Below are 25,813 nucleotides of genomic sequence, written 5' to 3' on the forward strand. Positions count from 1 at the left end.
GACATTAGAAACATTATGAAGAAGTATGTATTGTTGGTATGTATTTTAATTCACCAAATTAGTTTTAGTCAGATTAAAACATTTAATGGTGCTCAATTAACAGTGGTTGATTTTGAGAAAAAAATAAAAATTGCGATGGATTCGTTACAGGTTCAGGGCATGTCCATTGCTATTATCAATAACGGAAAAGTTGTATTTAATAAAGGATTTGGAATAACAAATATCGCTTCTAAGAAAAGGGTTACCCGATCGACCTTTTTTGAAGCAGCATCTTTATCAAAACCTGTTTTTGCCTTCTTCATACTTAAATTGGCTAAACAAGGCAAACTAGACATTGACAAACCTTTATTTGAATATTTGGCAGCTGATAATATCGAAGACGAGCGTTACAAAAAAATTACAACGAGAATGGTTTTAAGTCATACAACCGGCTTGCCCAACTGGAGCGAAACCAACGAAAAAATGCAATTACAATTTGACCCCGGAACTCAATTCTCCTATTCAGGCGAAGCATATGTTTATCTTGCCAGAGTGATTGCAAAACTCAGCAATAATAGGTTCAGAAACCTGGATGCTGTTTTCCAAGATATAGTCGCAAGAGAACTAAAGTTGAAAAACTTTCATTTTATACTCACACCAAAGGCTGAACAAAATCTGGCGGATGGTTATCAAAAAATGCAGTATGTAAAAGACGAAAGAGACAGAAGTTATTTTGATCCTGCAGGTGGTTTATTTGCAAATACTACAAATTATTCAAAATTCTTGATCTATTTAATGAACCGTAAATTTGATTTTAAGGAAATGTTTGAACCTGTAATTTCTATGGACAAAAACAATCCGGTAAGGAAATACTTCGGAGTTGACGCATGGACTTTGGGCATGGCTGTTGTGAGATTAAATGATACAGTAAATTATTGGCACGGAGGAAATAATCTGGGGTACACTTCTTCATTTATGATTGATCCTGACAAGAAGTTTGGCTATGTGTATTTTACAAATGAAGATCAATGCAACGAAATGAAAAAAATTGTAGAAAATATATTATGGAAATAGCGAATTGCCAAATAATATCGTTCCGGCAACTATCCGAGGAATATTGGCCAATCGTAGGGGATACTTGTGATTGCTCTCATTTGCCAAATGAACAGTAACTTTTCCCTAATAGGAATGCGTTGCATGTGTTTTTTTAGGAAAACGATAGCGTCATAACATGCTGTTTCCCCTGAGCCTACATTTCGCAGTTTGAGTTTACTACATTTAACTGCACATTAAGTTAAGAGAATCTAATAACTTAACAGACTTATGTCAAGAGAAAGAAAAGTTTATACCAAAGAGTTCAAATTGATGAGTGTTGAACTGAGTAACATGTGAAGCGAGCTTAGTATCTTTAATTTCTTAATCTGGCAACACTTCCTGTAAGATGATTCTATTAAATTTTTCTGGTTCTACAAATGCTGCATAATGCCCTGAGTTTTCAAACCAGATGAATTGTTTTTGAGGCGCTTTTAATTTCCTGAAAAATTTATATGCAAGTGTGGAGGGGGCATTATAGTCACACCGACCGGCGATAAAGTAAACGGGAACTTTTACTGCCGGAACCGTTTTAAATAAATCTATCTGCATTACTTCATCCCAAATTGCATTCATTGTAAAGGCTTGCCCCTTGGCTATCAGGCTATCTTGATAATATTGCTCGGCAAAGGAATCCATATTTTCATAGAGCTTACCAACATTGCTGCCTTCGCAAAAATCACCATGAAAGTGTCTGAGCCATTTTCTTGATAAATACAGGTCTGATAATTCATTTTTGGAGCGAGACGGATAGTGCTTACGGAGCTTTTGCAATTGAGCCATTGCTACACTATCTTTTTTCAATGTGGCCTGTTGAATTGAATAGCCTAGCGAAACCTTTTCATTCAAATACATATTGGTGACCTGTCCCACACCAATATAAGCCTGAAATAGCGATGGATATTTTTGAATCAGATGCATGCCCATAATAGAACCAAAAGAATAACCAACCAAATATATTTTATCTTTCTTAAAACGCTCTTTAAGGATCAGTATTAAACTTAGCGCATCATCTTCAAGTTGTTTAATGGTTATGCTTCCGGGCGGTAGTGTATCGTTGTAAGATAAGCCTGTTCCCCTTTGGTCGTAAGTAACCACCGTGAAGCGCTGTTCCAATTCCTTATTGTGTGTTTGCCAAAAATAAAAATCGGAAAAGCCGGGACCACCATGCAATATTAGCAAAACAGGATTTAATGAATTACTACTTTTAATAAATACGCCGTGTCTGACACCATTTAATTCGATACGATTGTACTCCTTGATAGAATTAATCTGGGCTGTACAAAACTGCCAGCTGATTGGGATCATTATCAAAACTATAAGGAATTTTTCTTTCATCTTATTCATCTAAAGTGCAAATAGAAACATACACAAATCTTTATTAAATACTTACCGTTTTACCAGATTTTGATTAAATAGCCATTCCGCTTCCACCAACTACTTTTATGCCGTCGGGAAACTCTTTCCAAAAACGTATATATCTATATTTAGCTTCAAAAGGCTTATTATTATAGTCTCCTTTTAAATCCATCTGCAAAACAATAACAGCCAAATCCGCTATAATATTCAGTTCTTCTACTTTGGAAATGATTTCCTCGACTTTTAAATTTCCCTCGCGATAAGTTTGCAAATCTATTTCCTTCGTTATTGTCTGACCACTGGGAACTACAAAAAGTAAATCAGTATGCAATAGGTTGTCGAGTATTTCCGTATCATTATTTTTGATGGCTCCGTAAAGTGTGTTCTCGAGATTTAAAATTTCATCCTTTGTTATCATTTCTTATTCATTGTTAATATTCATTAAAATTCTGCTTGAGTTGATTGCCTGTCGTAGGTGTTGTATAAATTTTCTGGAATTTCTGCGAGTGTCGATTCATGTACTTTATCGCCAAGTGTATAAAACTCCTGAAAACTCATAATAAGAGGTTTCCACTTATCGGGATCAACCCGATTTGGATGATTATCCATAGTAATTGATTTATCCAAAAATACCGTGTTTATCTTTAGTTCAAATGTGATAATCTTCCCTTGCTGTAATGGTTGATCCTCTGCCATTTTATGAATGGCCATGACAACAGCTTCCATTTGTACAGGGCACTCGTTAACCCGGGTGGCGTTGATGGTTTCGGCCGGGGTTCCTGTCAATCCGGCTATTTCAAATTTATTTTTTTCGAAACGATACCCCTTTAATATTTTAGACTGAGGAACAGGATTAGACCCCGTTGTTCTGGCCAATAGGTTCACGGCCTTTGCTTCGTCTACCGATGGCAGGTTTAAGACAGCCTCTTTGGTTTCCAAAAGGTTTTGTGCAGTTTGAGATGAAGCCCCAAGCCCAATGATGCACCTCCAACCCAACCAGAAAATCGAAGATATAGGCGCAAGATTAGCCGTATCATCGGGATTTTTAGTACTGATAAGTACTACTGGTGTGCCGAAGTATAAAATGGAGGGATAACTTTTAATATGCATGTATTGTACCTTTTAAGATTTTTACTGAGCTTTTTTGTTCTTTTTAAAATTAACGATATCCGACATTCATTAAAATCCGTTTCTTGCGTAATCCAATTATTTCAAGTCAATTACGGAATATGCTTTAAAATCCTTGCCCTTACTCCTCGACAGCCTGATAAATATCTCTTTCCATCGAAATGCCATTTTGTTCTAAAAACGCGGGCATATTAATACCTGCATTTTGCATCTCCTCCCGTATGACCAATCTGGCATCATCCATGTACTGCCGATCTGACCAGATGGCAACCGTAATGACTCGAAGATTTCCACTATCGCTTTTCTGTTGAAAGATTTCATACTTTACAAAGCCGGGCTGCTGCCTTAGTGTATTCCTGATGAAAAGTGATTTTTCGGAATACGCCGCGATAGCTTTTTGGGGAATGCTAATTTTATCAATGACGGCCACCTGTTCTGTAACAGTGTGCTCTTCTCTGTTATTCTGTTCCATTTTGAATTGATTTTTATGTTGACCAAAAGTTTTCATCGCCATAAGGATAGACACAATAAGAATGATGGTTTTTAATGTTTTTTTCATAGGACTTGTATTTATTGTTTCCAGTTCAGGTTACCGCTTTTGTCAAACATTTCGATAGACGGGTTGCCTAGACTATCAACCTTTAGAATAATCCGCGGTATTTCGTTGTTATCCTTCATCACCAAAGCCGCATTTCCATTTTCAGTAAGCAGGTTGATCCGGTTGATGTTATGGCCGGGTTTACCGGACAGGTCTTTATCGTTAATCAATAGACCGGCCCTGAAATAGTTGTCGTGTTTATTGTCCTGCGCCAGTATACCGATGGCATCGGCATTCTGATAGTCAAATGCGAGCGCGTTCAGGTTGGTCTCCTTGTTATCGGTTATGGCAAGACCTCCTCTTTCGTCGCCGTTCTTGTCATAAAATATAAGACCTGCCGGTGCGTAAGCTCGTTTATAGGTTTTTCCAGCAACGATGGGTTGTGGAATATGGTCCGTGTTTGCAATAACGATTCGATTTTTTCCCGAAGCATCATTAATATTTATTCTTTCCGCATTAATGTTTTGCTTGTTGTCTAAGTATAAGTAGACGATACTCGCCATAAAAATGATATTGGAGAGTATAAGGGCGGATAATAATCTTTTTAGCGATTTGGAAATTGTTTGCATAATTTAGTATCTTTTTAGTTCGTTTTCTGTTTATTCTAGCGTTTTTTTGTACTGATCACAATCCTGTTCCAAGCATTTATGGTAACAACTGCCATGATGATTTGTACAATTTGGTTTCCATCAAAAAGTTGTTCGGCCTGTCTGTACGTTTCATCGCTTAACCCATCTTGGCTGATTAAGGTCATCTCCTCGGTTATGGCTAAAATTGCTTTCTCTTCTTCGGTAAATAATCCGGTTTCTTTCCAGGCGTTGAGCAGAAAAATTCGCTGTGCGGTTTCGCCATGCTTTAATGCATCTGAAGTGTGCATATTGATACAAAAAGCACAACCATTGATTTGTGATGCGCGAATTTTAATCAGATAGAAATGCGTTTTAGAAAGCCCCGAATGTTGCAGGTAATTTTCCAGAGCGAACATTGCTTTGAATGCATCCGGCTCCAGCTGTTGTATGTCTATTCTGTTTTCCATATTTATTGGTCTTGTGTATGATTATTTAGCTTTTAAAAGCACCATCTTTATTGCCAAAATAGTCAATATACTGGCCATGAACCACTTTTGTACTTTTACCCAAAGTGGATTTTTTGTAAGGAAAGAAGCCATTTTTGCGGCGGTCATTACAATAATAAAATTAATAGTGAAGCTAATGATAATCTGTGTAATACCCAATATCATGCTCTGACCAAATATGGAACCATATTCGGCCTTGATAAATTGAGGGAAAAACGACAGGTAAAATACAGCCATTTTGGGATTCAACGCATTGGTAAAAAAGCCCATCAGGAACAGTTTTCGAGGCCTATCTTTGGGAACATGTCCATTCACTTCGAAAAATGTCTTGTCATTGGGTTTAATGGCCTGATATGCTAGGTACAACAAGTAAATAGCGCCCGAAATTTTCAGTATCCCGTATGCAAAGGGAACAGCCAATAATATAGCCGTCAACCCAAATCCTGCCAGGACGATATGAAATAGAAAACCATTTATAACACCTAACAGGGAAACAAGCCCGGCTGTTTTGCCTTGCGTGATACTTCGGGAAATAAGATAAATCATATTTGGACCCGGACTGATAACCATCAGGAGGGCTGCTAAAGCAAACCACAAAAGTTCATGAATAGGAATCATCGTTGATTAAATTTAAGCTATGATTTTTTGGATATCAAATTGTCAAGTGAATATTTTCCGCTGCCCTGGATGAATAGTGCCAGGCATAAGCCAATCATCAGCAAATGATATTCGAATCCCTCGCCCTCCTTGTCACCAAACCAGTTCATAAAAAAGCCATGCTCAAGATGGCCTGCCAATAAAATTATCCCAGTAAAAAGACCTGCCATTGCGATCGCCCAAAAGCGTGAGGCAAAGCCTATTATAATAAAAACCGGCGCAAAGAACTCAATTAAAATCACTAATAGCCCCACCAGCCATGGCTGTCCCATCTGTTGCAAATTTTCCAAAGTTTGGATAAACCCAAAGCCACCAAACCAGCCCAGCATGGCCTGCGCTCCGTGTGGAAACATAACGATACCTATTGTCAGACGAATAATCAGACCTGTATAATCATTGTGTGTACTAAAAAATTTCTGTTTCATCATTTTATTCTTTTTTATTCTAGTTCATATCATGTTTGCATTCAATTATTGAGGTTAATGCAGAAAATTGCTATTGTTTCCCTAATAGTTCAAATAAACTCGAAAATCCCAGCGTCCCATGCCCGTCAGCTATGCTACGGTCCATAAGTTTCTTGATTTCTTGCATACGCAGAGATTATTGTCTAACAGGCAAATCACAATCGTGTTGCTGGCAGCAACTGCTCCAACAAGGGTTTCTGCAGTTTTAGCTCCTACTCGGATCAACGGTTTACATTTGTCAATATTGCGATTCCGATCCAAGTACCGTTACGCTCTTCCTTTTGTTGTGAGGTGTTTCTGTTTTGTTGTTAACGATAGTCATCTTTAATTGTATTTTAAAAGTTCTTTTAGAATACTCTTCGTACAAAAAGTCCAAAGTTGCTGTAGTGTTTAGAATCTGGCCCGTATTGGTCAAAATTTATACCCAAACCGTATTGTACACTTTTATTGTCCACTCCTAATCTTGCATATTGCACACTCTTTAAGTGCCCATTCCAATGCATTGAAGTAATATATTGAAGCTGCAAACGCGCATAAAGATTGAAATCCTGATTTTTGCTACCTTGATATTCCACAAAACCAAACAGCTCAAAACTGGGTTTAGACCAAACATCCATTCTCGTAAAAATGAGATACGATATATCATTTTTTTTATTGAAATACCAAACAAAAGCCGAAGGCACAAACCGATTTCCCGGTGCATAAATAGAACCCAAACCGGTTGACCAGCGTTTATTTATTTCGTATGTAAGATAGGATTGGCTCATCACTTCAATCCCACGTTTTTTGTGGTAAGGAAGCAAAATAGAAGACGTATTAAAAAATCCAAACGGCTTTTCCGCAATGATTTTAGCGGAAAACATATGCTGATAATAGTAACTCGAATGCCCTACAGTGATTTCTACAGGTATTTGCGCCCCGCTATGCAAATACCACATGCTGAAAAACAAGCAGGCCAACAAGTGTTTTATTATCGTGGTTTCTTTCATCGTTTCTTTTTGATCTCCTTGTGTTTGTCTAGCCGTGCCGGAAAATGATTACAGTCAGCCACTGTTTAATTTATTGACAAGTTAGAAGCTGAAAACGTGACAACTTATTTAGGGTAATTTTCTTACTTAACGAAAGAAACACTGATATGCTACGGGGCATTTTCGACAGCGTTTTTGATCCCGATAGAACATGATAGCTAAACTTTGTTGTACATTTTTTCACACCATACAAAGATATGAAGGAACCTGGCCGTCAACACAGTAAGTATCACGGTAAAAAACGTAGTTTTTTCTGTTTTTGATGTAGAACCCGCGATTACTTTGGATTTTCAACCGTATTTTTGAATTCGGTGGGGAGCTGACCTTCATAGCTTCTGAATGCTCGGGAAAAATGAGAAGAGTCTGTGTAGCCAAGTTGAAACGACACCTCCTTGACAGACATATTCCAAAAGCTCAACAGGTACTTTGCTTCCTGCATGATATGAAACTCAATCCATTTTTTTGCCGAAAGCCCGGTGTATTCAACTAAAATTTCGCTCAGGTATTTTGGTGATATATGCAACTGTTCCGCATAAAAAGCAACATCTTTATACTGCGAGAAATTTTTTGAAACCAATTCCCTAAACTTTACAACGGTATGTTCTTTACCGTTGAGTTCCTTTTTATTGCCCCGATAAAGGTTCCAGAAATATTTCTGTGAAATAATCAGGATTGAATATAGTATTCCCGATACTGCTTCGGGCCTATCAGCAATTGCCCGAAGCGTGCTGAAAAGCTGTTGCATTTCCTCAAATTGCCTTTCGGAAAGTTGGATTACACTCTTTTCATCGGGGCAAAAAAACTCAAGGGAATAGAAAAATGACCTGCTAAAATTATTTACAAAAATATCATCATAAAAAAATAGCGTGTCATTTGGGGGGAAGCTGGTATTGAGCCATTGACAAGTCATTCCGGGGCCAATCGTTAACAGGCTTCCACATGTTAAATCATAATCAGTAGTGCCTATCCTGATGCGAGCCCCTTCACCGTAGTAGAGACCGATAGTATAAAAATAGTTTTTAAAGGGACGGGTGATTTGCAATTCTTCCAAGCACGTTTTTGATGCCAAATAATAAGGCGCCGTATAGCCTTCATTTTTTTGAAACCTTAAATATCTGAGCAGATCAAAGTTATCTGAATGTTTGTGCTTCATAAGGAAGATGTATAAAAATTAGTATAGTCCCGGGAATGCTGCTCCGTCCAAATTGAAAATTGACAATTATGAAATGTAAGGTTAATTTTCATATCAGACTTCGTATATCAGGAAATACTAAAATACAGAATTATTATTACTTAAAAACGCATGGTTATTTATATATCGTTGTATATAAATAACCATACTAAGTAAGGCGGAGATACTACCTAACAGGCCGCCTCACCAAATTTAGACTACATCAAATTAGAAATGAAAGAGCTGATGAGAAAATTCGTAAAGGTTTTTTATCCGCCTAATCTCGATTTAGGCAAAAGATTAGTTATATCCAGTATATTTCTAACTAATAACCTATATGGGGAAAATGTCGACGTGCTAACTGCCACTCTTTCTCCCACTGATCATTCCATCCAAATGCAAGAATGGCTTGACTCTTCAAATCAGCTTTCGCGGCACCGCTCCAAAAATGAATAAACTCACCAAAGGTTAAATCACGAAGATACTTGCCGTTGGAATCTTGTTCAAAATGATCTGCCAGCAACTTAAAATAACGTGTCAATACCGCTGTTTTACCATAATTAAAGTAAATCGGACCAAACCAGTTCTTCATCCAAGATGTTCCCTTAGCTGGAAAATCATCTATCTTCTTTAAATCATTGGTGTAAATACGAGCGGCGTCTTCGTGCATGCCCAAGTTTAGGTAGATATCATAATTTATGATCTCTGCAATCTTACTATCGCTCCACCATTTGCGGGACGGCGAACCGCTTTTTCCATGTGAGACAAATTCAATAAGGTGAATAATCTCATGGCAAATGATATCAATATTCCAACCTTCTGGTTTTTCCCAAGCATCCTGTCCGGACGATCCGATGTCAATCCCATTTCTAAAACCATGGTCTTCATTATCATAAAAAAACGGATGTCCGCCTCCATATTTATCTTTATGAAAAATCGCATAAAGGTGTTTGTCTGGAGATTTTCCATGAAGATCTCCATAGGTCTTTAAAACATAACTCCACACATTTTTAGTAAATGGAGCGATCCATTTGATTCGTCGGGGCATATCCTTATCATAATAGATTGCCAAAGCGTCATCATAATATACACGGTCGATCAACTGTCGATGTTCCAGCCAAAATTCTTGTATAGTCTCGGGAGGAACGATAGATTTGTGCTGAGAACTTGTATCTATTCCTAGGCCTTGACTGTAGCTCCTATTTACAGAAAAGCCTATTAAAAATATTATTATCCAGGTTTTTTGTCGCATTTTCATTGTCTCGATATATCCAATTATTAAAATAGATTTAGGTTTGCCAAATGAGTAAATGGCTGATTATTAAAATTTTTCAAAACTGTTATTCTAAATTGCCTTGCTTCGTATGATTTACTAAAAAACTGTCGTTGTACTGTACTGTTATTACTCCATGGCATTTCTCCAACAACGGTCCATGCAGTATTATTAGAATTCCTTATCTCGACTTTCAGTACTTCAGGCCTCCCTGAGTTAGAGCCTGATCTTCCAACAATACTGATACCATGAATCACTTTTGTTTCTCCGAGGTCAATTTCCAAATAGTGTGGTGCCGGAGCAATTCCGCCATTCCATTGGGTATGCCAAAAAGTGTTAAAATCGTCATCAAGAGCATGTATAGCCATTCCGTTACCATTTCCCTCCCCAGTTTTTTCTTCAGAAGACATTTGAGAAACAGTCCATTTTGAACGATCGAAATCTGTAAAGTCAGCTAGATTCAAACTTGAGGTAATTAGATAATATGCTGTTGCTAAATTTTGATTAATTTGGGCATTCCCCTCAATCTTACGGATAGAAACAGGCAATAGATACGTCTTAAATAGTTCCATGCCTTTTGTTGGATTTATCTGAATCGATAACGGCATAGTGGAAAGGCTATTTTTGTCAATTGATGATGTGAAAGCTGACAAACTAAAACAACTTTCGGGAAGTATATCATAATTTGTTCCATTAATTTTATTATAGGCCCCGACAGAGTCTTTATTTACTTCGAAATCTACTTTGACATTATCTGACGGATAGTCTATTCCACCTCCAAAGCTCGCTCCATAAGTCAATCTATAGGTAGAATCCTTGTAAAGAATGATTTCGTTGTTGATCCTTGTCGCCGCAGACATATAAACCAAATTGTAGTTATTAATTTCTTCCTGTTTTGGAATATCGATTTTTTCACAGGATAGGCAGGTGAAAAGAGCAATTAAAAAGCTCAATATAGTTATTATCTTCATATTAAATAGTATTTACCATCCCGGATTTTGAACTAATAAAAGCCCCCGATCCATTTCGTATTGTGCTAAAGGAAACCAATAATATGCTTGACGCCAAGCATAATTTGCAATGACAGTTCGACGAAAGAATTCATTATTATCCCCATCGACATTCATACCATGTTGATCGCCCATAATAGTATCAACAATTTTCCACCTGCGCACGTCAAACCAGCGGTGGCTTTCAAACGCAAGTTCTATTCTACGTTCACGACGAATTTGTTGAATAAGTGCTGCGCCGGTCGGTACCGGCAGATCTTTAGATCCATATTCAGGTATTCCGGCTCGTCTACGGATAAGATTTAAATAATGTAATGCTTCGGTATCATTTCCCCCATATTCGGCTAGTGCTTCGGCATAATTTAAGTATACTTCTCCCAACCGCATCAGAACAAACGGTCTACTTGCACTGGTACCTGTCAGACGGTTCGTTTCTGGAGAAACTCCTTTTATTACCAGATAACCTGTATGCGAGTAATCCTCTCCACCATTCTTCTTACCGTCTCTTCCTGAATAATTCAACTCAACACCAATGGGATCTTTTGTTATATTTCCACCCTTATAGGTTGTCCCATGAAAAAGAATAGATGCATAAAACCGTGGTTCTCTATCTACGTACATATTATATATACCATTCGTTGTGCCTCCCTCTGAATAAAGGGCCGATTCTTGAATGGATTTGCCATCCTTCATAAAATAATCATCAACCATTTCCTGAAGTGGTGCCACACCATTCCATCCACCTGCAGATCGCAGTGAGCAATTATAATCCCAATTCCACAGATCATTACCCTTCCGACCGAATATCATTTCCGAATTCCATGGGGTTAAAAGAACTCCCCTATAGGATTTAATAGGATCTTTAGTTTCGTCCTGATAAAGCTGATAGCTATTTAAAGCGATAACCTCTTTCGCTGCGTCAGCTGCACGTTTCCATTTCTCTTTATCATAAACCTGAGAAATAAGCTGCTTTCCATCTTTGTTTCTAAAAGAAGCTTGTGCTGTGTTGCCATTATATAAAGGACTAGCAGCATATAACAGCAGACGAGCTCTAAACGCTAATGCAGCTCCTTTTGTTGCACGACCAAAATCTCGCTCGTGGCTATTGACTACTGGCAATACTTTCGCCGCTTCCGCAAACTCCGACGCAATGTATTCAACACATTCATCGAAGCTTGACCGTTCACGCTGCAAATCTCCACCTGTAGCGTCTGCGGGAATTTCAGTATCTCCAAGTAAAACACATGGCCCGTATTGTCTTATAATCATAAAATAATACAGAGCACGTAGAAAACGAGCTTCAGCCTTATATTGGTCGATCAGGCCTTGTCCATCTATATTAAGAATTTCGGCATTCCCATCTATATGGTTCATAAAATAGGTCGCAGACCGAATACCGTTGTAGTAATTTTGCCACTTATAAAAAGGGCTGCTTCCCGGTGTCCAATTACCAATGTTCAACTGATAGACAGTCCATTTGGCCCAGGCCACATGTATTTCATCTACATTGCCAACCCACGGATTCCCGTTCCACTGATCACTTTCGTCCGGAACAAAGCTGTAGATATTGGCGAGATATTCTTCTGAAGGTCTCTTTTTCTGAAACACCTCTTCAATCGTTTGCCTATCGTCTGGTACCTGATCCAGAAATGAATTGCAAGCCTGTGTGGCAAGCAGAAAAATGATTAAAAAAGTAAGTTTAAATATTGCTTTCATTTCGATTAGTATTAAAAACGGCAGTCTATTCCAATATTATATGTTTTCATCAAGGGATACATCGCGCCTTTTCCATCGCCTAATTCAACGTCCCATAATTTAAAATCACTGAAGGTGGCCAAATTGTAGCCTATTCCATAAATTCTAAAATTGCTTAATCCGAGTTTCTTCATCCAAGCCTTATCTTTGCAGGTATAGCTTACTTCCACATTCTGCAATCGAATAAATGCGCCGTTTTCTATCCACCAATTACTGTTCTCATAATTACTATTGCTTGTTGAGGGGTAAGTAAGCCGTGGATAGGTAGGATTAGACGGGTTGTTAGCTGGTGTCCAACGATCTTCTATATTACTAAAGAGGTTTCCACGCGTTCCTTCCTTCTGAAATGGCTGCATTCCTTCTCCATTAGTTGAAATATCAACATTGCTGATACCTTTAAACCAGGCTCCAAAAGACCAGTTTTTATACGTAACAGATGGGCCGAATCCATAGACAATCTCCGGAATAGAACCAAATCCAATCGGAGCTTCATCATAAGAATCAATCCGGCCATCTCCATTCAAATCCTTGTACTTAATATCTCCCGGCTGGATATCTCCTGTTTGCATTGGGCTGTTGGCGATTTCCTCGGCAGATTGGAAAAGTCCTAAAGCAATTTTTCCAAATCGTTGGCCTAATTTTCTTCCTATACGTTGTTGCCATTGGTAAGGCCATAATGCATTTGAATCTTCTTTAATCGTAGCGCGGTTCCAAACCATATTTCCTCGGAACTGAACACGCAAATCGGAACCGATTGCTTTTGAAAACTCCACAGTTCCGTCAATGCCATGATTGAAAACTGCACCTAAATTTCCATAAGGGCGATTTAGGATACCGGTATAATTTGGCAAATCTCCACGTTGTAAAAATATCCCCTCCCTATTTTCTATAAAATAATCTGTCGTCAGAGAAAGGTCTCCTGAGAGTGCCTTTAACTCCAGCCCAAAATTTGCTTTCTTCGCTTCTTCCCAGGATAAGTCGATCGGGTAATCCCCAATGTCTAAACCAGCATATCCATTATTTGTGGATTGTCCGAAATCATATCCCGTCGTACTCATAACTGTCGATAAATAACCGAAGCGGCGCCCGCCGATATTACTATTACCTACAATACCATAGGAAGCTCTAAGCTTTAACAACTGAATGTATTTTTTTCCTTTTTGAAAAAATGGTTCATTAGAAACAACCCAACCAAGTCCATAGGATGGAAAGAGCCCAAAACGACTACCTTGCTTAAAATTTTCGGCACCATTATACCCTAAATTGAATTCTGCAAGATACCGGTCTGAATATGCATATGTAAAACGTGATACAATCCCCTGTATGCGAAAAGGAATTGAAGATATAAAGTCTCCCGCAAATGCATCAACATAATCGCGTTGGTTATACAGTAACATACCAGTCATCGCATGCTGTCCAAAATTATTTTGATAGTTTACGCCAGATTCAATATAAAACTGTCTGCTGCCACCATTCGTTCGTCCATATCCTAAATAGCTAGAACCAATACGCGTCTGCTCGAATACCAACTTATCCTGATCGTCCCGATGAGTGGCAAAATACGTATCCACAGTTTTTGTTCTAGAGATCTGATGGGCATTATTATTATCAAACGAGAACATTCCATATGCACTTAACCCTTTCATCATAAAATCAAGAGGTTGGGTAACCTTAATATTGGACCACAACTGACTATTGATATTATTTACGTATCCGCTTTGGGTAAGCAGTTCGTACGGGTTTCGGACTTCGCCCCTAGGCATTGCAATATATCCATTTGAATAACGCACGGGAATCACGGTTGGAGGCATAACAAATGCCGCATCCCATATACTACCGGAACTCGCCCCCGGATAATTTCCATTTGTTACATACCCCATTGCTCCAAAGTCGACTTTGGTATTTTTAAAAAGAGTCAAGCTTAAATTACTCGTAAAATTAAATCTTGTAAACTTGATTTTAGAGTTATACTGAGCTAGCTCATCAGTCTTATACAGTCCCATCTCATCGAAATAGCCTACAGACAGATAATACTTCGCACGTTCTGTACCTCCGTTCATGTTCAGATTTGCCCTTCTATTTTGACCAAAGTCATTAAACATTTCATTAAACCAATCAACATTTGGATTAAGATCTGGATCAATCCCTTTGGCAGTATTCTGAATTTTCTCTTCGCTATATAAAGGCGACCTCCCTGGGTATGAATTGGCATATGCCTCATTCGCCATTTGTAGATAGGTAACTCCGTCAGCAAATTTGGGAACCTTAGTAAACTGCGTCAAACCTTGATTATATTGTATATTAACTTTTGGAGATCCTGCTTGACCCTTTTTAGTTTCAATAAGTATTACGCCATTAGCGCCGCGCATACCATATACAGCTGTAGCTGATGCATCCTTTAAAATTGTAAAATTGGCAATATCTTCAGGATCAATATTGTTGAAAGAACGCTCTACACCATCCACCAGAATTAAAGGGCTGCTATTCGTAAATGTAGATATTCCCCTGATATAGATATTTGACGCGTCGTATCCGGGTTCGCCACTTCGTTGCACACCAATAACTCCTGCGACTCGACCAGCGATTACACTAGAAAGGCTACCTACGGGCTGCTTTAAATCACTTGGTGTTATTGAAGATTGTGCCCCGATAGAGGTTATCTTCTTTTGCGTTCCATAACCGACTACAACAACTTCATCCAAAGTAGACGAGTCGGTTACCAAAGAAACGTTTATAACGGCTGAATTGACAATCGGAACTTCCTGAATACGATAACCGACAGAAGTGAAGATCAAAGTACCAGTCATTTGCTCCAGCGCTAGGAAATACTCACCGTTTTTGTTCGTACTAGTCTGCAGCTTTGAATTCTTGAATCGTACAGAAACACCTTCTAATGGCACATCATTGGAATTTGTGACACGTCCCCTAACAATCACCTCTTCGATAGATAAATTTGTAATCATTTTCTTTTTGGTTTTGAAGAGCGTAATTAATTGTGACTTGATACTATATCCAATAGTTGTGTTGGAAAAAATTGATTGTAAAGCCTTTTCAATTTTTGTGTTTTGAAAATTCACATCTTTTAAAGGAAAATTTTTGAGATCTTCGGGATTATAGATAAAACTATAATCGGTCTGTTGTTGAATTTCCTTGAGAATCTGATTAATGGTAGCCTTTTCTTTTTTGAAAGATATTGTCTGTGCTATCGTCGTTGCCCAAATCTGGCTTGTAGCAAAAACCAAAAGGAGAACTGTCATCACTTTTTTTAGGAGTGTGCTCATAAATTTTTTTTGTTTTTACAGCGATATTATTATTAATAATATTCGCCAATAATAGGTTAAAAAATCGTAGTTTTTATAAATTGGAAAGTAGGCCGGTTCTCGAAAAATGCCTTCCAGCTGTACTTTTTGCGATTAGGTATAGTTTAGGTCTTATAGAATATTTCTTATAGTCCTCCTTTCTTAAAAATTTAGTTAATGAATGATCAGTCTATTCGATTTCAACTGAAATTTATGCGACGTAATCTTCTCCAAAGATTCCAATACAGATTCAATTGGAACATTTCGATTGATTGTCGCCGTTATTGGTTCGTTGGCCAGACGTCCTATATTACTGTTGATCTCAAAACCATACCAATTTGATAGTTCTTCAATCGCACTCTCTAAGGCTGTATTATTGAACACAAAATAGCCTTTCATCCAAGCTTTTACCCGTTCGGAATCAAATTTTCTAATAGTAATATGCTTATTGCTATTTTCAACAAAACTTTCCTGTCCCGGGTTCAGTTCAATTCGACGATTATTAGTTGTAAGCTCAATTTTTCCTTCGATTAAGGAGGTTGTGATATACGGGCGGCCGGAGTAAGCCTGTACATTAAAAGAAGTACCTAACACCCTAATCCTTTGTTCCCCGCTCAATACAACAAACGGTTTAAACCCAGCTCTAGCAGAAGGCACAACCTCGAAAAATAGTTCTCCTGTAGCATTGACCACACGTTCGTTTTCCACGAATTTTGAGGGGAAACTCAAGGAGGACTGAGCATTTAGCCAGATCTTTGACCCATCAGGCAATGTACATTTATAACTATCTTTAGCAGAAGTGACAATAGAAACGACAAATGGCTTTTCGTGGTTATCACTTGCTGCGTTTCTGTAAGAAATTTCTCCATCGGCCTTCTTTGTCAATATGATTCCACCACTTGCGATTTCAGCCCCCGGATGGAGGCTATCCAAAGATATGACGCTTGATTTACCAAATAATACCCTGCTTTCATCTTTCAATTTAGGCTTTTGAATAAGCTCTACAGCTTCCTTGGATATCTCGCTGTTATTAGTCATGAGGAAAAAAATGGGTACAATAATAGAGCAACATGCCACCGCCCACCAAACCATTTTATGTATCGGAAAAATTTTCTTAGTCTTTTTAGGCAAATTAAGAACGTAATAATCCACATTAGATAGGATTTGTTCATACTCATCCCTCGAAAGTTCATTAGTATTCTCTTGAAGAAGCGCTTCGTCCAGAACTTGTGCTACTATCTCCGTTTCATTAACATCATCACTAGCGGCAATTAAACGCTCAAACTCATCCAAAGTAATTTCATTGGACATTAGCTTCTGGATTAAAAATTGAATTTCGTTTTTACGCATATTTTGGTGCCATTCAGTAACAATGAGATAAATCTATTGCCCTTTTCAAGATAATACGTTTGAAAAAAAAAAAGTAATCACCTTTTTATAATTTTCTTTAAATATTTTCTTTCCTAGTAGCTCACAATATTTTTAGATATATGATAGGAAAAAAATAGGGACTGAAGAGACAGGAAATCTCTATTATTCAGAAAATATAAAAAACATCAAGATTAACATCAGATCTTCCCGATGATATTTTTGTAAATAGACTTTTAGATGGCAATTAGCCCTATAAATATGTGCATTAATTGAAGCTTTAGTTAGTCCATATTGAGCGATGAGCTCTTTATAACTCTTTTGTTCAATCTTAAACAGAATAAAGATGTCTCGCGAAAGTGGAGGGAGGTGGTTTAGGGCATTTAACACCAACTTTTTATTTTCCTTTTTTACCAGTAGAGGTTCTATATGGTCATAAGAATCATTCAGAACCTGAATTAATTTATCCTTTAAGGATTCATCCCGCTTCATTTTTCTGAACAAGTCTATAATGTGGTTGCGGACAACTCTATTTAAATAAGCTCCAAAACACTGATTAGGATCAATTTTAGCTCTATTTGTCCATATTTTAGTAAATACATCTTGTACAACCTCCTCAACAAGGTCTGCTGATTTAAGGATTCGATGAGCTTTTAGAATGATTTCCTTCCTATAGCGCAAATAAATCGTTTCAAAAGCCTTTTCGTCTCCTTCTTGAAGACGACATAGAAGTAATTTCTCCAGAGGATCTCCTATATCCATACGACTGATTAAGTAAATGCTGTTAATTAAATGTAGAAAAACAATTTATTAAATACAAATCATAATTAAAGCAAGCCATTAATCCCCAAATTATACGTTCGATCACTGGACTAGCCGCAACAATTGTTGTTATGTTCTATTCTCCCCATATAGCCCTGCTCAGTAGTGATGCCGCGAAAAGTGGTTTTCCGGTTCAGATTGCCTTCTGCCACATCATATATTTCTGACCGTAACCAATTAGATAGATTATTGCTAACTCTCTGAAAGACCCGAAAAACCTGCCCCTATAACTGCTACTTTTTTTCTCATTTTCATTTTAGTTAGCTGCCTCTGTATGTTGAATATCCAAACGGACTAATGGTGATCGGAACATGGTAATGTTTTTCATCTTTTATCTCAAAAACAACTTCAATAAATGGGTAAAATGTTTCGAGACTTTGAATGAGAAAATAACTTCCGGTATAGAATTTAAGCTTATATATACCTTTATTTTCATGCTCACCAGCCAATAAAAAATTACTGATACGACCGTTACTATCTGTCTTTTCGCTGGCTACACTAGTCCATTGCTTGTTGGGCATCAACCTCTCGAGATCAACTTGAACATTTGGAGCAGGGCTTCCTTTGGAAATATCCAGAATGTGACTCGACAATTGATATTTACTGTTCTGACCATAGGCTGTCAATCCAAACAGCACACAAAACAACATAATAAAGTATTTTTTTCTATTCATCTCTTTTGTTATATATCTATTTTCGTTAAACAATCCGTTATTTATAAAAAACGCGTGATGAAATTATGCTCAGTTATTTAATGAGCGGATTAATTTTCATACTATGAATTTTCCTATTATTCTACTTTCTCCATATATTCTTGGGTTTTGAACAAATACATTACAGCGGATGCTACTGAGAAATAGCCTAAGGCCCCATTAGATATATTGGAGCTTGGGTTTCCTGGAGCTGCCCCGCCCGGATTTGCAGATTGAAACTCGTTCCAGAATTTGTAGACGCTGGCATCAACACAGTACCGAATTACCCTGACTTCGTCATCCAGTTCCAAATCTAGGGTACGATCAGAGATTTCATGCGTAATATATTTCCCATCGTTGAACTTATCGTTATATGTTGAAGCAAACCGCATAGGAGAATTATTGACAGCAATTTCGTACAGATAATAATTGATTACTTGTGCAGGATCGTAAAATTTAAAGGTTGGATAGTAACGCTCTTCTGTAAAGATTTTTTCTTTTGAGATTCCCAGGGAATCAATGGCAACGTAGCTGGGCATAGTTACCGAAGACCGATAATATTCTCCTTCTGCTGCTATTTCAAGGCTATATTTTATTCCCGGACGGACTTGAAAGTTTTGTGCACGATAGTAACCATCGCGCTCATAAACAAAGGTTATTTCCTCATTCGCAGAAGACCGCACCACTACCGATGCATCGGAAATGGGGTCACTCTTTCTATCTGTACCGAAAGCGACAGTTTTAGTAACCCTAATGAGTTGATCTACGTTTAAATCATTTAAATTGCCTTCAATCACAATGCTCGCTTTGCTATTTTCCAAGTCTAGATCAATCACTTTTTCACAGGCGGAAAATAAAACTGTCAGAAGCGCCAATATTATAAGTAGTTTTTTTTTCATAACATTAAAACTTAAAATTCCAGGTAAAGGATGGTATTATACCAAATAATGCAATCTGATAAGCCTCAGCTATATTTGGATTCTTTTCATTTTCCCTAAAATCCACGATGTAAGCATTGCGTCGATTATAAGCATTGTATAGTCCAAAAGTCCAGCTGGAAGTAAAACGTTTGTTTGATTTTTGAGGTTCATATGTTGCAGAGAGATCCAAACGATGATAAATCGGCGATCTCTGGCTATTTCGCTGGGTATAATAAAATAATGTGGTATTGTTTAAGTCATATTTTCCTGCCGGATAAGTAACTGCATTACCACTGTTGAAAACAAAATTTGCTCCCAAAGACCATTTATCCGACAACCTATACATGGCCACTAAAGAAAGATTGTGCGTGCGATCCTGCCGGGCATTAAACCAGGCTCCCTGGTTAATTCCATTAAACTTTCGCTCACTCTTCGATAAGGTGTAACCTATCCATCCACTTAGTTTACCACTATTTTTCCGTAACAATAATTCAAGACCATATGCACGGCCCTTACCAAATAGAAGTTCTCCTTCAAGAAATTCGTTAGCCTGCAGATCTGCGCCGGTGCGAAAGTCGATCTGATTGGCCATAGCCTTATAATAGGACTCCACTGAAAATTCATAAGCGTTCCCATTGAAATTTCGAAAGTATCCGAAAGCAATCTGATCAGCGAGCTGCGGTTTGATATTCAAGCTGCTCAGTACATACTGATCTGTAGGAAGCGCCGAAGTGGAATTGGTTAATTGATGCAGATTCTGCGCCAACCGATTATAGGAAAGTTTAATACTGCTCAGCGAATTTAAAAGTAGGCTTGCAGATAGCCTAGGTTCCAGATTGATGTAATGCTTCGCGACCGTTCCCTTTCCAAAATATTGTTCGCCAGTAACATCTCCGTCGTCATCAAAACGATAGAAAGTCCCTGGCCCCATCACCATAAAATCCGACAATCGGAAACCATACAGTAAGGAAAGACGATCAGTGGCTTTCCACTCATGGGAAAAGTAAGCGCTGATATCCCAGCCTTTACGCTGTTCGATGCGAATCGAATTGACATTGGCATCTTCATCAGCATCTAAACTGGCAGGTCGGATAGTTTGGTTCAGAGCGTTTGCGCCAAAGCGGATTGTGGAGCTATTGGATGGATAAAAAGAAAAATCCTGTTTGAGATTCCAATTCCCAATTTTGGAAGCAATATCAAAGTCCCCGCTATTTCCATTGACACTGACATTATAATTAAAATCACTGTAAATTAAGGAAGTATTACTAAACAAACGATCATTGAAAATATGATTCCAACGCACAGTAGCTGTTGTATTTCCCCAGTTAAAACCAAATTTATCTGAAAAACCCAATTCATCCTTTCCAAAGTAACCCGAAAGGAAAACTTTATTTCGTTCGTCAATCTTGTAGTTTAGTTTAGCATTGAAATCATAAAAGTATAATTTACTCTGCTTCACATCCTGATCATTTGAAAGTTTAAGAAAAAGGTCCGCATATGTACGCCGACCACTGAGCATGAATGATCCGCGATCATCAGGCAAAGGTGCCGATACCTTTAGGCGTGATGCAATAAGACCAACACCACCTTCAGCAGAAAACTCTTTCTGATTTCCATCTACCATCGTAATATCTAAAACGGAAGATATTCGTCCGCCATATTGGCTTGGTATCCCACCTTTGTAAAGCTGCACGTCTTTAACCGCATCAGAATTGAATGTGGAAAAAAAACCTAAAAGGTGAGCGGCATTATAAACGATAGCTTCATCCAACAAAATCAGATTCTGGTCTCCGCCTCCGCCGCGAACAAAAAAATTTGTGCTTCCCTCGCCCCCACTCTGTACACCAGGTAGAAGCTGTATCGTCTTGAGTAGATCTTTCTCGCCAAATAGTACGGGTACGTTTTTTATCTCTTCCATACTGAATTTGAATGATCCCATCTGTGGACTGCGCACATGTTGATTTTTACGAACTCCAGAAACAACCACCTCTTCCAATGCACTCTGGTTAGGTATCAGCTCGACATCATACTTTGCTGATTCTTTTAAGGAGATTGTTTTGGTCTTGGTCTGGTACCCCACATAACTGAAGGTCACAGTCCGCTCCCCCGTTTCCAGTACTAGGGAATAGAAACCATAATTGTTTGTCGACGTTGCCCGCTCCGTATCCTGCTCTGCAACAACTGCACCGATCAATGTCTCGCCGGTATTCGCATCTTTCACAGTACCAGATAGTACTTTCTTTTGCGCTAGACAAGTTAACGTACTTAGCATAACAAATGTTGTCAACAGGAATTTTGTGTTAAGCATACAGTAATCTTTAAGTATTGAATAGCAAATATAGTTTATTAAAACTCTAATTTAGTATTAAATAATACTATTTTTCTGCTTTTAAACATGAAAGCAATGCCTGGTTTTGGAGGTACCAGTAATTTTTGGTAAAAAGAATTTAACACCAAAAGGATGCGGTTGGTGCGGAGTGTTTTAAAGAATAATAACTGTAAAAATATTTTTTGAGATAAAAAATTAGCCCTAAGCTAATCCTTTTTGAGGTATTGCTCGAGGTCGGTCACGTCTTTTTTGTCCATCAGGGTGTGATGATGATGATCAAGTTTAGCCAGTAAGATGATCAATAGATCTCGTTCTTCATTGGAAAGGTTGCCTATCAGAATATTACCGACGGTTTTCATTTTAGGCAATACCTTAAATAATTCGGCACGGCCCGCATTAGAAATACAGATTGGTTTGGCCCGTTTATCGGAGACCTTGGGAGCTTCTTCAATTAAACCAAGTCGCATCAACCGACGGATGACTTCCGTGCCGGAAGCTTTTTCGACTGCATTTTTTCTAATCAACTCTGTCTGAAGCAGTTTATCATAGGAGAATAGCACCATCAGGAACGTAAAATCTTCCGGTGACTGTAGGTGAGTCCCATCGAATGCCAGCTTGATATAATGTTTCGCATAACGGTTCATCATCAAAAGCAGTTTACCCAAATCTTCTGCTGGGACATCTCTTTCTGTGACAATAGCATGTTCGCCCCCAACTTTGCGTGTTTGAGTGATCCCAATTGAATTTTTGAGATACATGTATTTCAAAAAATCAGTGAGCGTACCATCTGCAGATTCATTGGTACAGTAATCTTCAAGCTCTTCAGCTATTTGGATTAAAAGATCTTTTCTTATCATCACAACTTTCTCTTCTGTACAAATGAAGGGTTTTTATTGCGGAAAAAAAAGTAAAAGGTTTATTGGACTTCATATATTTCGACGAATTTTGAAAAAACATCTTTACACTTTTTAATGATTGATTACATAGCATTTTATTATATGATATTAGAATTCGGGACTTCCAAAAGGAGGTACTTTCGAAAGCCCCCCTTGCCACTCATGTAATTTTGACTTTGACTGCTTTCAAAACTTTGACGAATATGCAGACGGATTAAGAATAATTAAAAAAATGACCGCATTAGGGAAATTTGAAGAGATTCCTTCGAAATGTCGGTGGCCATACTGGCATCGTTGTCACAACAAAATTATCTTCGCTGGATTTGCAATCTCACAAATAATTTCAACGATTTTCGACTAATTCGTCTTGTTTGAGTTGTGGCAAATGAGAAAGATGGGTGAACGACAAAGCTAGCGAAACAAATTTACACGTACGAATAATTGGAATGTATCCTTGTAGCCCAGCATTTTCATCTGCATAGAGGGTAGATAACGAAAAGTCGAGATTTGCCATACAAATGAATTTGACGATATTTGAATATGGCTCTATCCCTTACCTCCGACAATGTGTATAAACTATACAATATTGATCTTTCCAAAAAGATAGCAGGAATTGCTGTGCTCCAGCAAAAGCAAGTCAAAGGGCAAGCGTATGCAGAACATCCACGCCTATTTGATGGATTGATTCTTGCATTCATGGTCAATGGTTCTATGAAAGCCCGTATCCATTTCTTGGAGCACGAGCTTTGTGCAGGCCAGATTGCTATTGTGCAACCTCAATTAATGATAGAGACGTTATCCATGACTGAAAATGCGGAGATCATTTCCATCGGTCTTTCTTTGGATTTTATTACGGCATTTCCGATGCTGCATGATTTTGTTATGAACAACCAGATTCGCTGGCAGCCTGTACTAAGTATTCAAGCTGAAGAAATGACCATAAAAGATGAATTGCTAAGTCTCATACAGAAGATATATCACAAAAATCAAAGCCCTAAAAAAATTGAAATGCTACGGCATCTTGTCATTTCACTGATGAGCCTGATCGCCGAGTCTTATACCGCTTTAGCTGATCACAATAATCCTGTAAAAAGCCGTCCGCATGAAATTATTGATGACTTCTATCTATTGATTTCAAAATATGCCACCCAAGAGCGTAGTGTTTATTTTTATGCGGAGAAACTCCATCTCACACCACAATACCTCTCTACTTTCCTCAAACGGAAAACGGGAAAGTCTATCTTACAATGGATTGATTATATCACACTCATGCATGCCAAGACCTTACTCAAAACCACCAGCCTGTCGATCAAACAGATCAGCAACCAGCTAAATTTTGATGAGCCAAGCATATTTTGCCGATTCTTTAAACGTCTTTCCGGCACCTCACCCGGTGTTTTCAGAAACCGACCGTAATAATCTGCCCGATCTTACAAATTGTACATACAGACCATAAAAGTGTAAACCATCAGCGATGGATTGCTGCCTACTTTTACAGCATGAAAATCGCAACAAAAAAAGCAGCTATCGGTTTTATATTTGTGACCCTGCTGATCGACATTACAGGATGGGGAATCATACTTCCAGTGGTTCCAAAACTTATTCAAGAACTTATACATGCGGATATCAGCGAAGCGGCCGCCTACGGTGGATGGCTCGGTTTTGCCTATGCCTTTACGCAATTTTTATTTTCGCCTATCGTAGGTAACCTCAGCGACAGATACGGAAGACGGCCAATTATTTTAATCTCACTTTTTGGATTTGCCGTAGATTATATTCTCCTGGCGCTAGCTCCCACGATAAGCTGGCTATTTCTGGGAAGGATAATTGCAGGGATTACGGGTGCCAGCATGTCGACCGCCAGTGCGTATATAGCGGACATATCAACAGATGAAGATCGAGGTAAAAACTTTGGGATGATCGGGGCCGCACTGGGGCTCGGTTTTATACTCGGTCCATTAATCGGCGGTCTGCTTGGTCAATTTGGGGCGAGGGTTCCATTTTATGCTGCAGCAGGCCTATGTCTTCTGAATTTCATGTATGGCTATCTTATTCTGCCTGAAAGTTTGGATAAAGAAAAACGGAGACCATTTGATTGGAAACGTGCCAATCCAATTGGTTCCTTTAAATTTTTAGGGAGATATCCGAAGATCTCCGGTCTTGTGACGGCATTAATATTGACTTACATCGGTATCCACGCCGTGCAGAGCAACTGGCATTTTTTTACGATGTATAAATTTGGATGGGATGAGCAAATGGTGGGTTATTCGCTGGGTTTGCTCGGATTACTGTTGGGACTGGTACAGGGAGGTCTGATCCGGTGGACGTCGCCTAAATTAGGTGAGCAAAGAAGTATTTACTATGGCCTACTATGTTACGCAATAGGCCTGCTTTTATTTGCATTTGCCAGTGAAGGCTGGATGATGTTTGCTTTCCTGATTCCTTATAGTCTCGGCGGTATATGTGGTCCTGCCCTGCAATCGGTTATCACAAAAAATGTACCTGCAAATGCACAGGGCGAACTTCAGGGAGCGTTGACCAGTTTGGCAAGTGTCACCGCAATTGTAAGTCCCCCAATGATGACAAATCTGTTTTATTACTTTACGCAGGATAGCGCACCGTTCAAATTTACTGGAGCCCCTTTCTTTCTTGCTGCTTTATTGATGGGCATCAGTGTCGTGGTCGTGCGTATCGCTTTCAAAAAAATGGATGATAATGATATCCTCTAAACTCTTCGGATAGTAGCTTTAAAAGGTTCATTTAATTTTTTTAAGATGTACAGAAATTAAATCTTTGCGTTCAGAGTTTAATCTAAGATCCGGTTTAAACTTTACCCGTAAAACATATAAATTTATCAAATTCCCGTTCCTCATGTTAGCTCTGCTTTTGAGAGGACAG

General features: G+C 38.4%; 23 protein-coding genes. 3 read left to right on the plus strand and 20 right to left on the minus strand.

All coding sequences use genetic code 11. The features are described 5' to 3' along the window. Nucleotides 1-15: 15 nt before the first annotated feature. Nucleotides 16-1,053, plus strand: coding sequence for a serine hydrolase domain-containing protein (locus D7322_RS18305; RefSeq protein WP_121125690.1), 1,038 nt, complete (start codon nt 16-18; stop codon nt 1,051-1,053). Between the two features lie 342 nt (nt 1,054-1,395). Here D7322_RS18305 and D7322_RS18310 read toward each other — a convergent pair whose 3' ends face one another. The 20 genes from D7322_RS18310 to D7322_RS18410 all read right to left on the minus strand — a co-directional run bounded on the left by D7322_RS18310 (nt 1,396) and on the right by D7322_RS18410 (nt 22,876). Beyond that, nucleotides 1,396-2,409 carry an alpha/beta fold hydrolase gene (locus tag D7322_RS18310; protein ID WP_183078755.1) on the minus strand — a complete coding sequence of 338 codons (1,014 nt, stop codon included), beginning with the start codon at nt 2,407-2,409 and terminating at the stop codon, nt 1,396-1,398. Nucleotides 2,410-2,482: 73 nt separating this feature from the next. After that, a complete protein-coding gene (locus tag D7322_RS18315; protein WP_121125692.1) occupies nt 2,483-2,848 on the minus strand; it encodes a nuclear transport factor 2 family protein in 366 nt (121 codons plus the stop codon). Nucleotides 2,849-2,871: 23 nt separating this feature from the next. Further along, nucleotides 2,872-3,540, minus strand: coding sequence for a flavin reductase family protein (locus D7322_RS18320; protein ID WP_121125693.1), 669 nt, complete (start codon nt 3,538-3,540; stop codon nt 2,872-2,874). 139 nt (nt 3,541-3,679) lie between these two features. Continuing rightward, nucleotides 3,680-4,117, minus strand: a complete 438-nt coding sequence (locus D7322_RS18325; RefSeq protein ID WP_147430478.1) for an antibiotic biosynthesis monooxygenase family protein — start codon at nt 4,115-4,117, stop codon at nt 3,680-3,682. A gap of 11 nt (nt 4,118-4,128) precedes the next feature. Beyond that, nucleotides 4,129-4,725: a hypothetical protein gene (locus D7322_RS18330; RefSeq protein ID WP_147430480.1), complete on the minus strand. Its 597-nt coding sequence runs from the start codon at nt 4,723-4,725 to the stop codon at nt 4,129-4,131. A gap of 35 nt (nt 4,726-4,760) precedes the next feature. Then, complete coding sequence (locus D7322_RS18335) at nt 4,761-5,192, minus strand: carboxymuconolactone decarboxylase family protein (RefSeq protein ID WP_121125696.1); 432 nt, start codon at nt 5,190-5,192, stop codon at nt 4,761-4,763. A gap of 21 nt (nt 5,193-5,213) precedes the next feature. Next, a complete protein-coding gene (locus tag D7322_RS18340; RefSeq protein ID WP_121125697.1) occupies nt 5,214-5,849 on the minus strand; it encodes a LysE family translocator in 636 nt (211 codons plus the stop codon). A 17-nt stretch (nt 5,850-5,866) separates the two neighbouring features. Next, nucleotides 5,867-6,316 carry a DoxX family protein gene (locus D7322_RS18345; protein ID WP_245971376.1) on the minus strand — a complete coding sequence of 150 codons (450 nt, stop codon included), beginning with the start codon at nt 6,314-6,316 and terminating at the stop codon, nt 5,867-5,869. 383 nt (nt 6,317-6,699) lie between these two features. After that, on the minus strand, nt 6,700-7,341 hold the full coding sequence (locus D7322_RS18355; RefSeq protein WP_147430482.1) for a hypothetical protein: 642 nt from the start codon (nt 7,339-7,341) through the stop codon (nt 6,700-6,702). A 316-nt stretch (nt 7,342-7,657) separates the two neighbouring features. Beyond that, the gene (locus D7322_RS18360) at nt 7,658-8,533 is read right to left on the minus strand and encodes a helix-turn-helix domain-containing protein (protein WP_121125700.1); all 876 of its coding nucleotides are present in this window, start codon (nt 8,531-8,533) and stop codon (nt 7,658-7,660) included. Nucleotides 8,534-8,876: 343 nt separating this feature from the next. Then, nucleotides 8,877-9,809 carry a hypothetical protein gene (locus D7322_RS18365; RefSeq protein WP_121125701.1) on the minus strand — a complete coding sequence of 311 codons (933 nt, stop codon included), beginning with the start codon at nt 9,807-9,809 and terminating at the stop codon, nt 8,877-8,879. 20 nt (nt 9,810-9,829) lie between these two features. Beyond that, the gene (locus tag D7322_RS18370) at nt 9,830-10,795 is read right to left on the minus strand and encodes a BT_3987 domain-containing protein (protein ID WP_121125702.1); all 966 of its coding nucleotides are present in this window, start codon (nt 10,793-10,795) and stop codon (nt 9,830-9,832) included. A gap of 12 nt (nt 10,796-10,807) precedes the next feature. Beyond that, nucleotides 10,808-12,550: a RagB/SusD family nutrient uptake outer membrane protein gene (locus D7322_RS18375; protein WP_121125703.1), complete on the minus strand. Its 1,743-nt coding sequence runs from the start codon at nt 12,548-12,550 to the stop codon at nt 10,808-10,810. A gap of 11 nt (nt 12,551-12,561) precedes the next feature. Beyond that, nucleotides 12,562-15,870, minus strand: a complete 3,309-nt coding sequence (locus D7322_RS18380; protein ID WP_121125704.1) for a TonB-dependent receptor — start codon at nt 15,868-15,870, stop codon at nt 12,562-12,564. 192 nt (nt 15,871-16,062) lie between these two features. Next, nucleotides 16,063-17,238, minus strand: a complete 1,176-nt coding sequence (locus tag D7322_RS18385; RefSeq protein ID WP_121125705.1) for a FecR family protein — start codon at nt 17,236-17,238, stop codon at nt 16,063-16,065. Between the two features lie 183 nt (nt 17,239-17,421). After that, nucleotides 17,422-18,018, minus strand: coding sequence for an RNA polymerase sigma factor (locus tag D7322_RS18390; RefSeq protein WP_121125706.1), 597 nt, complete (start codon nt 18,016-18,018; stop codon nt 17,422-17,424). A gap of 320 nt (nt 18,019-18,338) precedes the next feature. Continuing rightward, a complete protein-coding gene (uraH, locus tag D7322_RS18395; protein WP_121125707.1) occupies nt 18,339-18,752 on the minus strand; it encodes a hydroxyisourate hydrolase in 414 nt (137 codons plus the stop codon). 116 nt (nt 18,753-18,868) lie between these two features. Continuing rightward, the gene (locus D7322_RS18400; RefSeq protein WP_121125708.1) at nt 18,869-19,669 is read right to left on the minus strand and encodes a DUF4249 family protein; all 801 of its coding nucleotides are present in this window, start codon (nt 19,667-19,669) and stop codon (nt 18,869-18,871) included. Between the two features lie 4 nt (nt 19,670-19,673). Continuing rightward, a complete protein-coding gene (locus tag D7322_RS18405; RefSeq protein ID WP_121125709.1) occupies nt 19,674-21,998 on the minus strand; it encodes a TonB-dependent receptor in 2,325 nt (774 codons plus the stop codon). A 227-nt stretch (nt 21,999-22,225) separates the two neighbouring features. Further along, nucleotides 22,226-22,876: a MarR family winged helix-turn-helix transcriptional regulator gene (locus D7322_RS18410; RefSeq protein ID WP_121125710.1), complete on the minus strand. Its 651-nt coding sequence runs from the start codon at nt 22,874-22,876 to the stop codon at nt 22,226-22,228. A gap of 579 nt (nt 22,877-23,455) precedes the next feature. Here D7322_RS18410 and D7322_RS18415 point away from each other — a divergent pair. After that, nucleotides 23,456-24,331, plus strand: a complete 876-nt coding sequence (locus D7322_RS18415) for a helix-turn-helix domain-containing protein (RefSeq protein ID WP_121125711.1) — start codon at nt 23,456-23,458, stop codon at nt 24,329-24,331. Nucleotides 24,332-24,414: 83 nt separating this feature from the next. Next, on the plus strand, nt 24,415-25,644 hold the full coding sequence (locus D7322_RS18420) for a TCR/Tet family MFS transporter (protein ID WP_121125712.1): 1,230 nt from the start codon (nt 24,415-24,417) through the stop codon (nt 25,642-25,644). Nucleotides 25,645-25,813 lie beyond the last annotated feature (169 nt).

The sequence above is a fragment of the Sphingobacterium puteale genome (assembly GCF_003627955.1).
Lineage (GTDB): Bacteria > Bacteroidota > Bacteroidia > Sphingobacteriales > Sphingobacteriaceae > Sphingobacterium > Sphingobacterium puteale.

What these genes read in the sequence shown, in the direction of transcription:
- D7322_RS18390 (WP_121125706.1), bottom strand. Translation starts at nt 18,018, where the DNA reads ATGGATATAGGAGATCCTCTGGAGAAATTACTTCTATGTCGTCTTCAA.
- D7322_RS18330 (WP_147430480.1), bottom strand. Translation starts at nt 4,725, where the DNA reads ATGCAAACAATTTCCAAATCGCTAAAAAGATTATTATCCGCCCTTATA.
- D7322_RS18360 (WP_121125700.1), bottom strand. Translation starts at nt 8,533, where the DNA reads ATGAAGCACAAACATTCAGATAACTTTGATCTGCTCAGATATTTAAGG.
- D7322_RS18305 (WP_121125690.1), top strand. Translation starts at nt 16, where the DNA reads ATGAAGAAGTATGTATTGTTGGTATGTATTTTAATTCACCAAATTAGT.
- D7322_RS18405 (WP_121125709.1), bottom strand. Translation starts at nt 21,998, where the DNA reads ATGCTTAACACAAAATTCCTGTTGACAACATTTGTTATGCTAAGTACG.
- D7322_RS18410 (WP_121125710.1), bottom strand. Translation starts at nt 22,876, where the DNA reads ATGATAAGAAAAGATCTTTTAATCCAAATAGCTGAAGAGCTTGAAGAT.
- uraH (WP_121125707.1), bottom strand. Translation starts at nt 18,752, where the DNA reads ATGAATAGAAAAAAATACTTTATTATGTTGTTTTGTGTGCTGTTTGGA.
- D7322_RS18315 (WP_121125692.1), bottom strand. Translation starts at nt 2,848, where the DNA reads ATGATAACAAAGGATGAAATTTTAAATCTCGAGAACACACTTTACGGA.
- D7322_RS18345 (WP_245971376.1), bottom strand. Translation starts at nt 6,316, where the DNA reads ATGATGAAACAGAAATTTTTTAGTACACACAATGATTATACAGGTCTG.
- D7322_RS18310 (WP_183078755.1), bottom strand. Translation starts at nt 2,409, where the DNA reads ATGAAAGAAAAATTCCTTATAGTTTTGATAATGATCCCAATCAGCTGG.
- D7322_RS18415 (WP_121125711.1), top strand. Translation starts at nt 23,456, where the DNA reads ATGGCTCTATCCCTTACCTCCGACAATGTGTATAAACTATACAATATT.
- D7322_RS18325 (WP_147430478.1), bottom strand. Translation starts at nt 4,117, where the DNA reads ATGAAAAAAACATTAAAAACCATCATTCTTATTGTGTCTATCCTTATG.
- D7322_RS18365 (WP_121125701.1), bottom strand. Translation starts at nt 9,809, where the DNA reads ATGAAAATGCGACAAAAAACCTGGATAATAATATTTTTAATAGGCTTT.
- D7322_RS18335 (WP_121125696.1), bottom strand. Translation starts at nt 5,192, where the DNA reads ATGGAAAACAGAATAGACATACAACAGCTGGAGCCGGATGCATTCAAA.
- D7322_RS18340 (WP_121125697.1), bottom strand. Translation starts at nt 5,849, where the DNA reads ATGATTCCTATTCATGAACTTTTGTGGTTTGCTTTAGCAGCCCTCCTG.
- D7322_RS18420 (WP_121125712.1), top strand. Translation starts at nt 24,415, where the DNA reads ATGAAAATCGCAACAAAAAAAGCAGCTATCGGTTTTATATTTGTGACC.
- D7322_RS18355 (WP_147430482.1), bottom strand. Translation starts at nt 7,341, where the DNA reads ATGAAAGAAACCACGATAATAAAACACTTGTTGGCCTGCTTGTTTTTC.
- D7322_RS18385 (WP_121125705.1), bottom strand. Translation starts at nt 17,238, where the DNA reads ATGCGTAAAAACGAAATTCAATTTTTAATCCAGAAGCTAATGTCCAAT.
- D7322_RS18380 (WP_121125704.1), bottom strand. Translation starts at nt 15,870, where the DNA reads ATGAGCACACTCCTAAAAAAAGTGATGACAGTTCTCCTTTTGGTTTTT.
- D7322_RS18370 (WP_121125702.1), bottom strand. Translation starts at nt 10,795, where the DNA reads ATGAAGATAATAACTATATTGAGCTTTTTAATTGCTCTTTTCACCTGC.
- D7322_RS18375 (WP_121125703.1), bottom strand. Translation starts at nt 12,550, where the DNA reads ATGAAAGCAATATTTAAACTTACTTTTTTAATCATTTTTCTGCTTGCC.
- D7322_RS18400 (WP_121125708.1), bottom strand. Translation starts at nt 19,669, where the DNA reads ATGAAAAAAAAACTACTTATAATATTGGCGCTTCTGACAGTTTTATTT.
- D7322_RS18320 (WP_121125693.1), bottom strand. Translation starts at nt 3,540, where the DNA reads ATGCATATTAAAAGTTATCCCTCCATTTTATACTTCGGCACACCAGTA.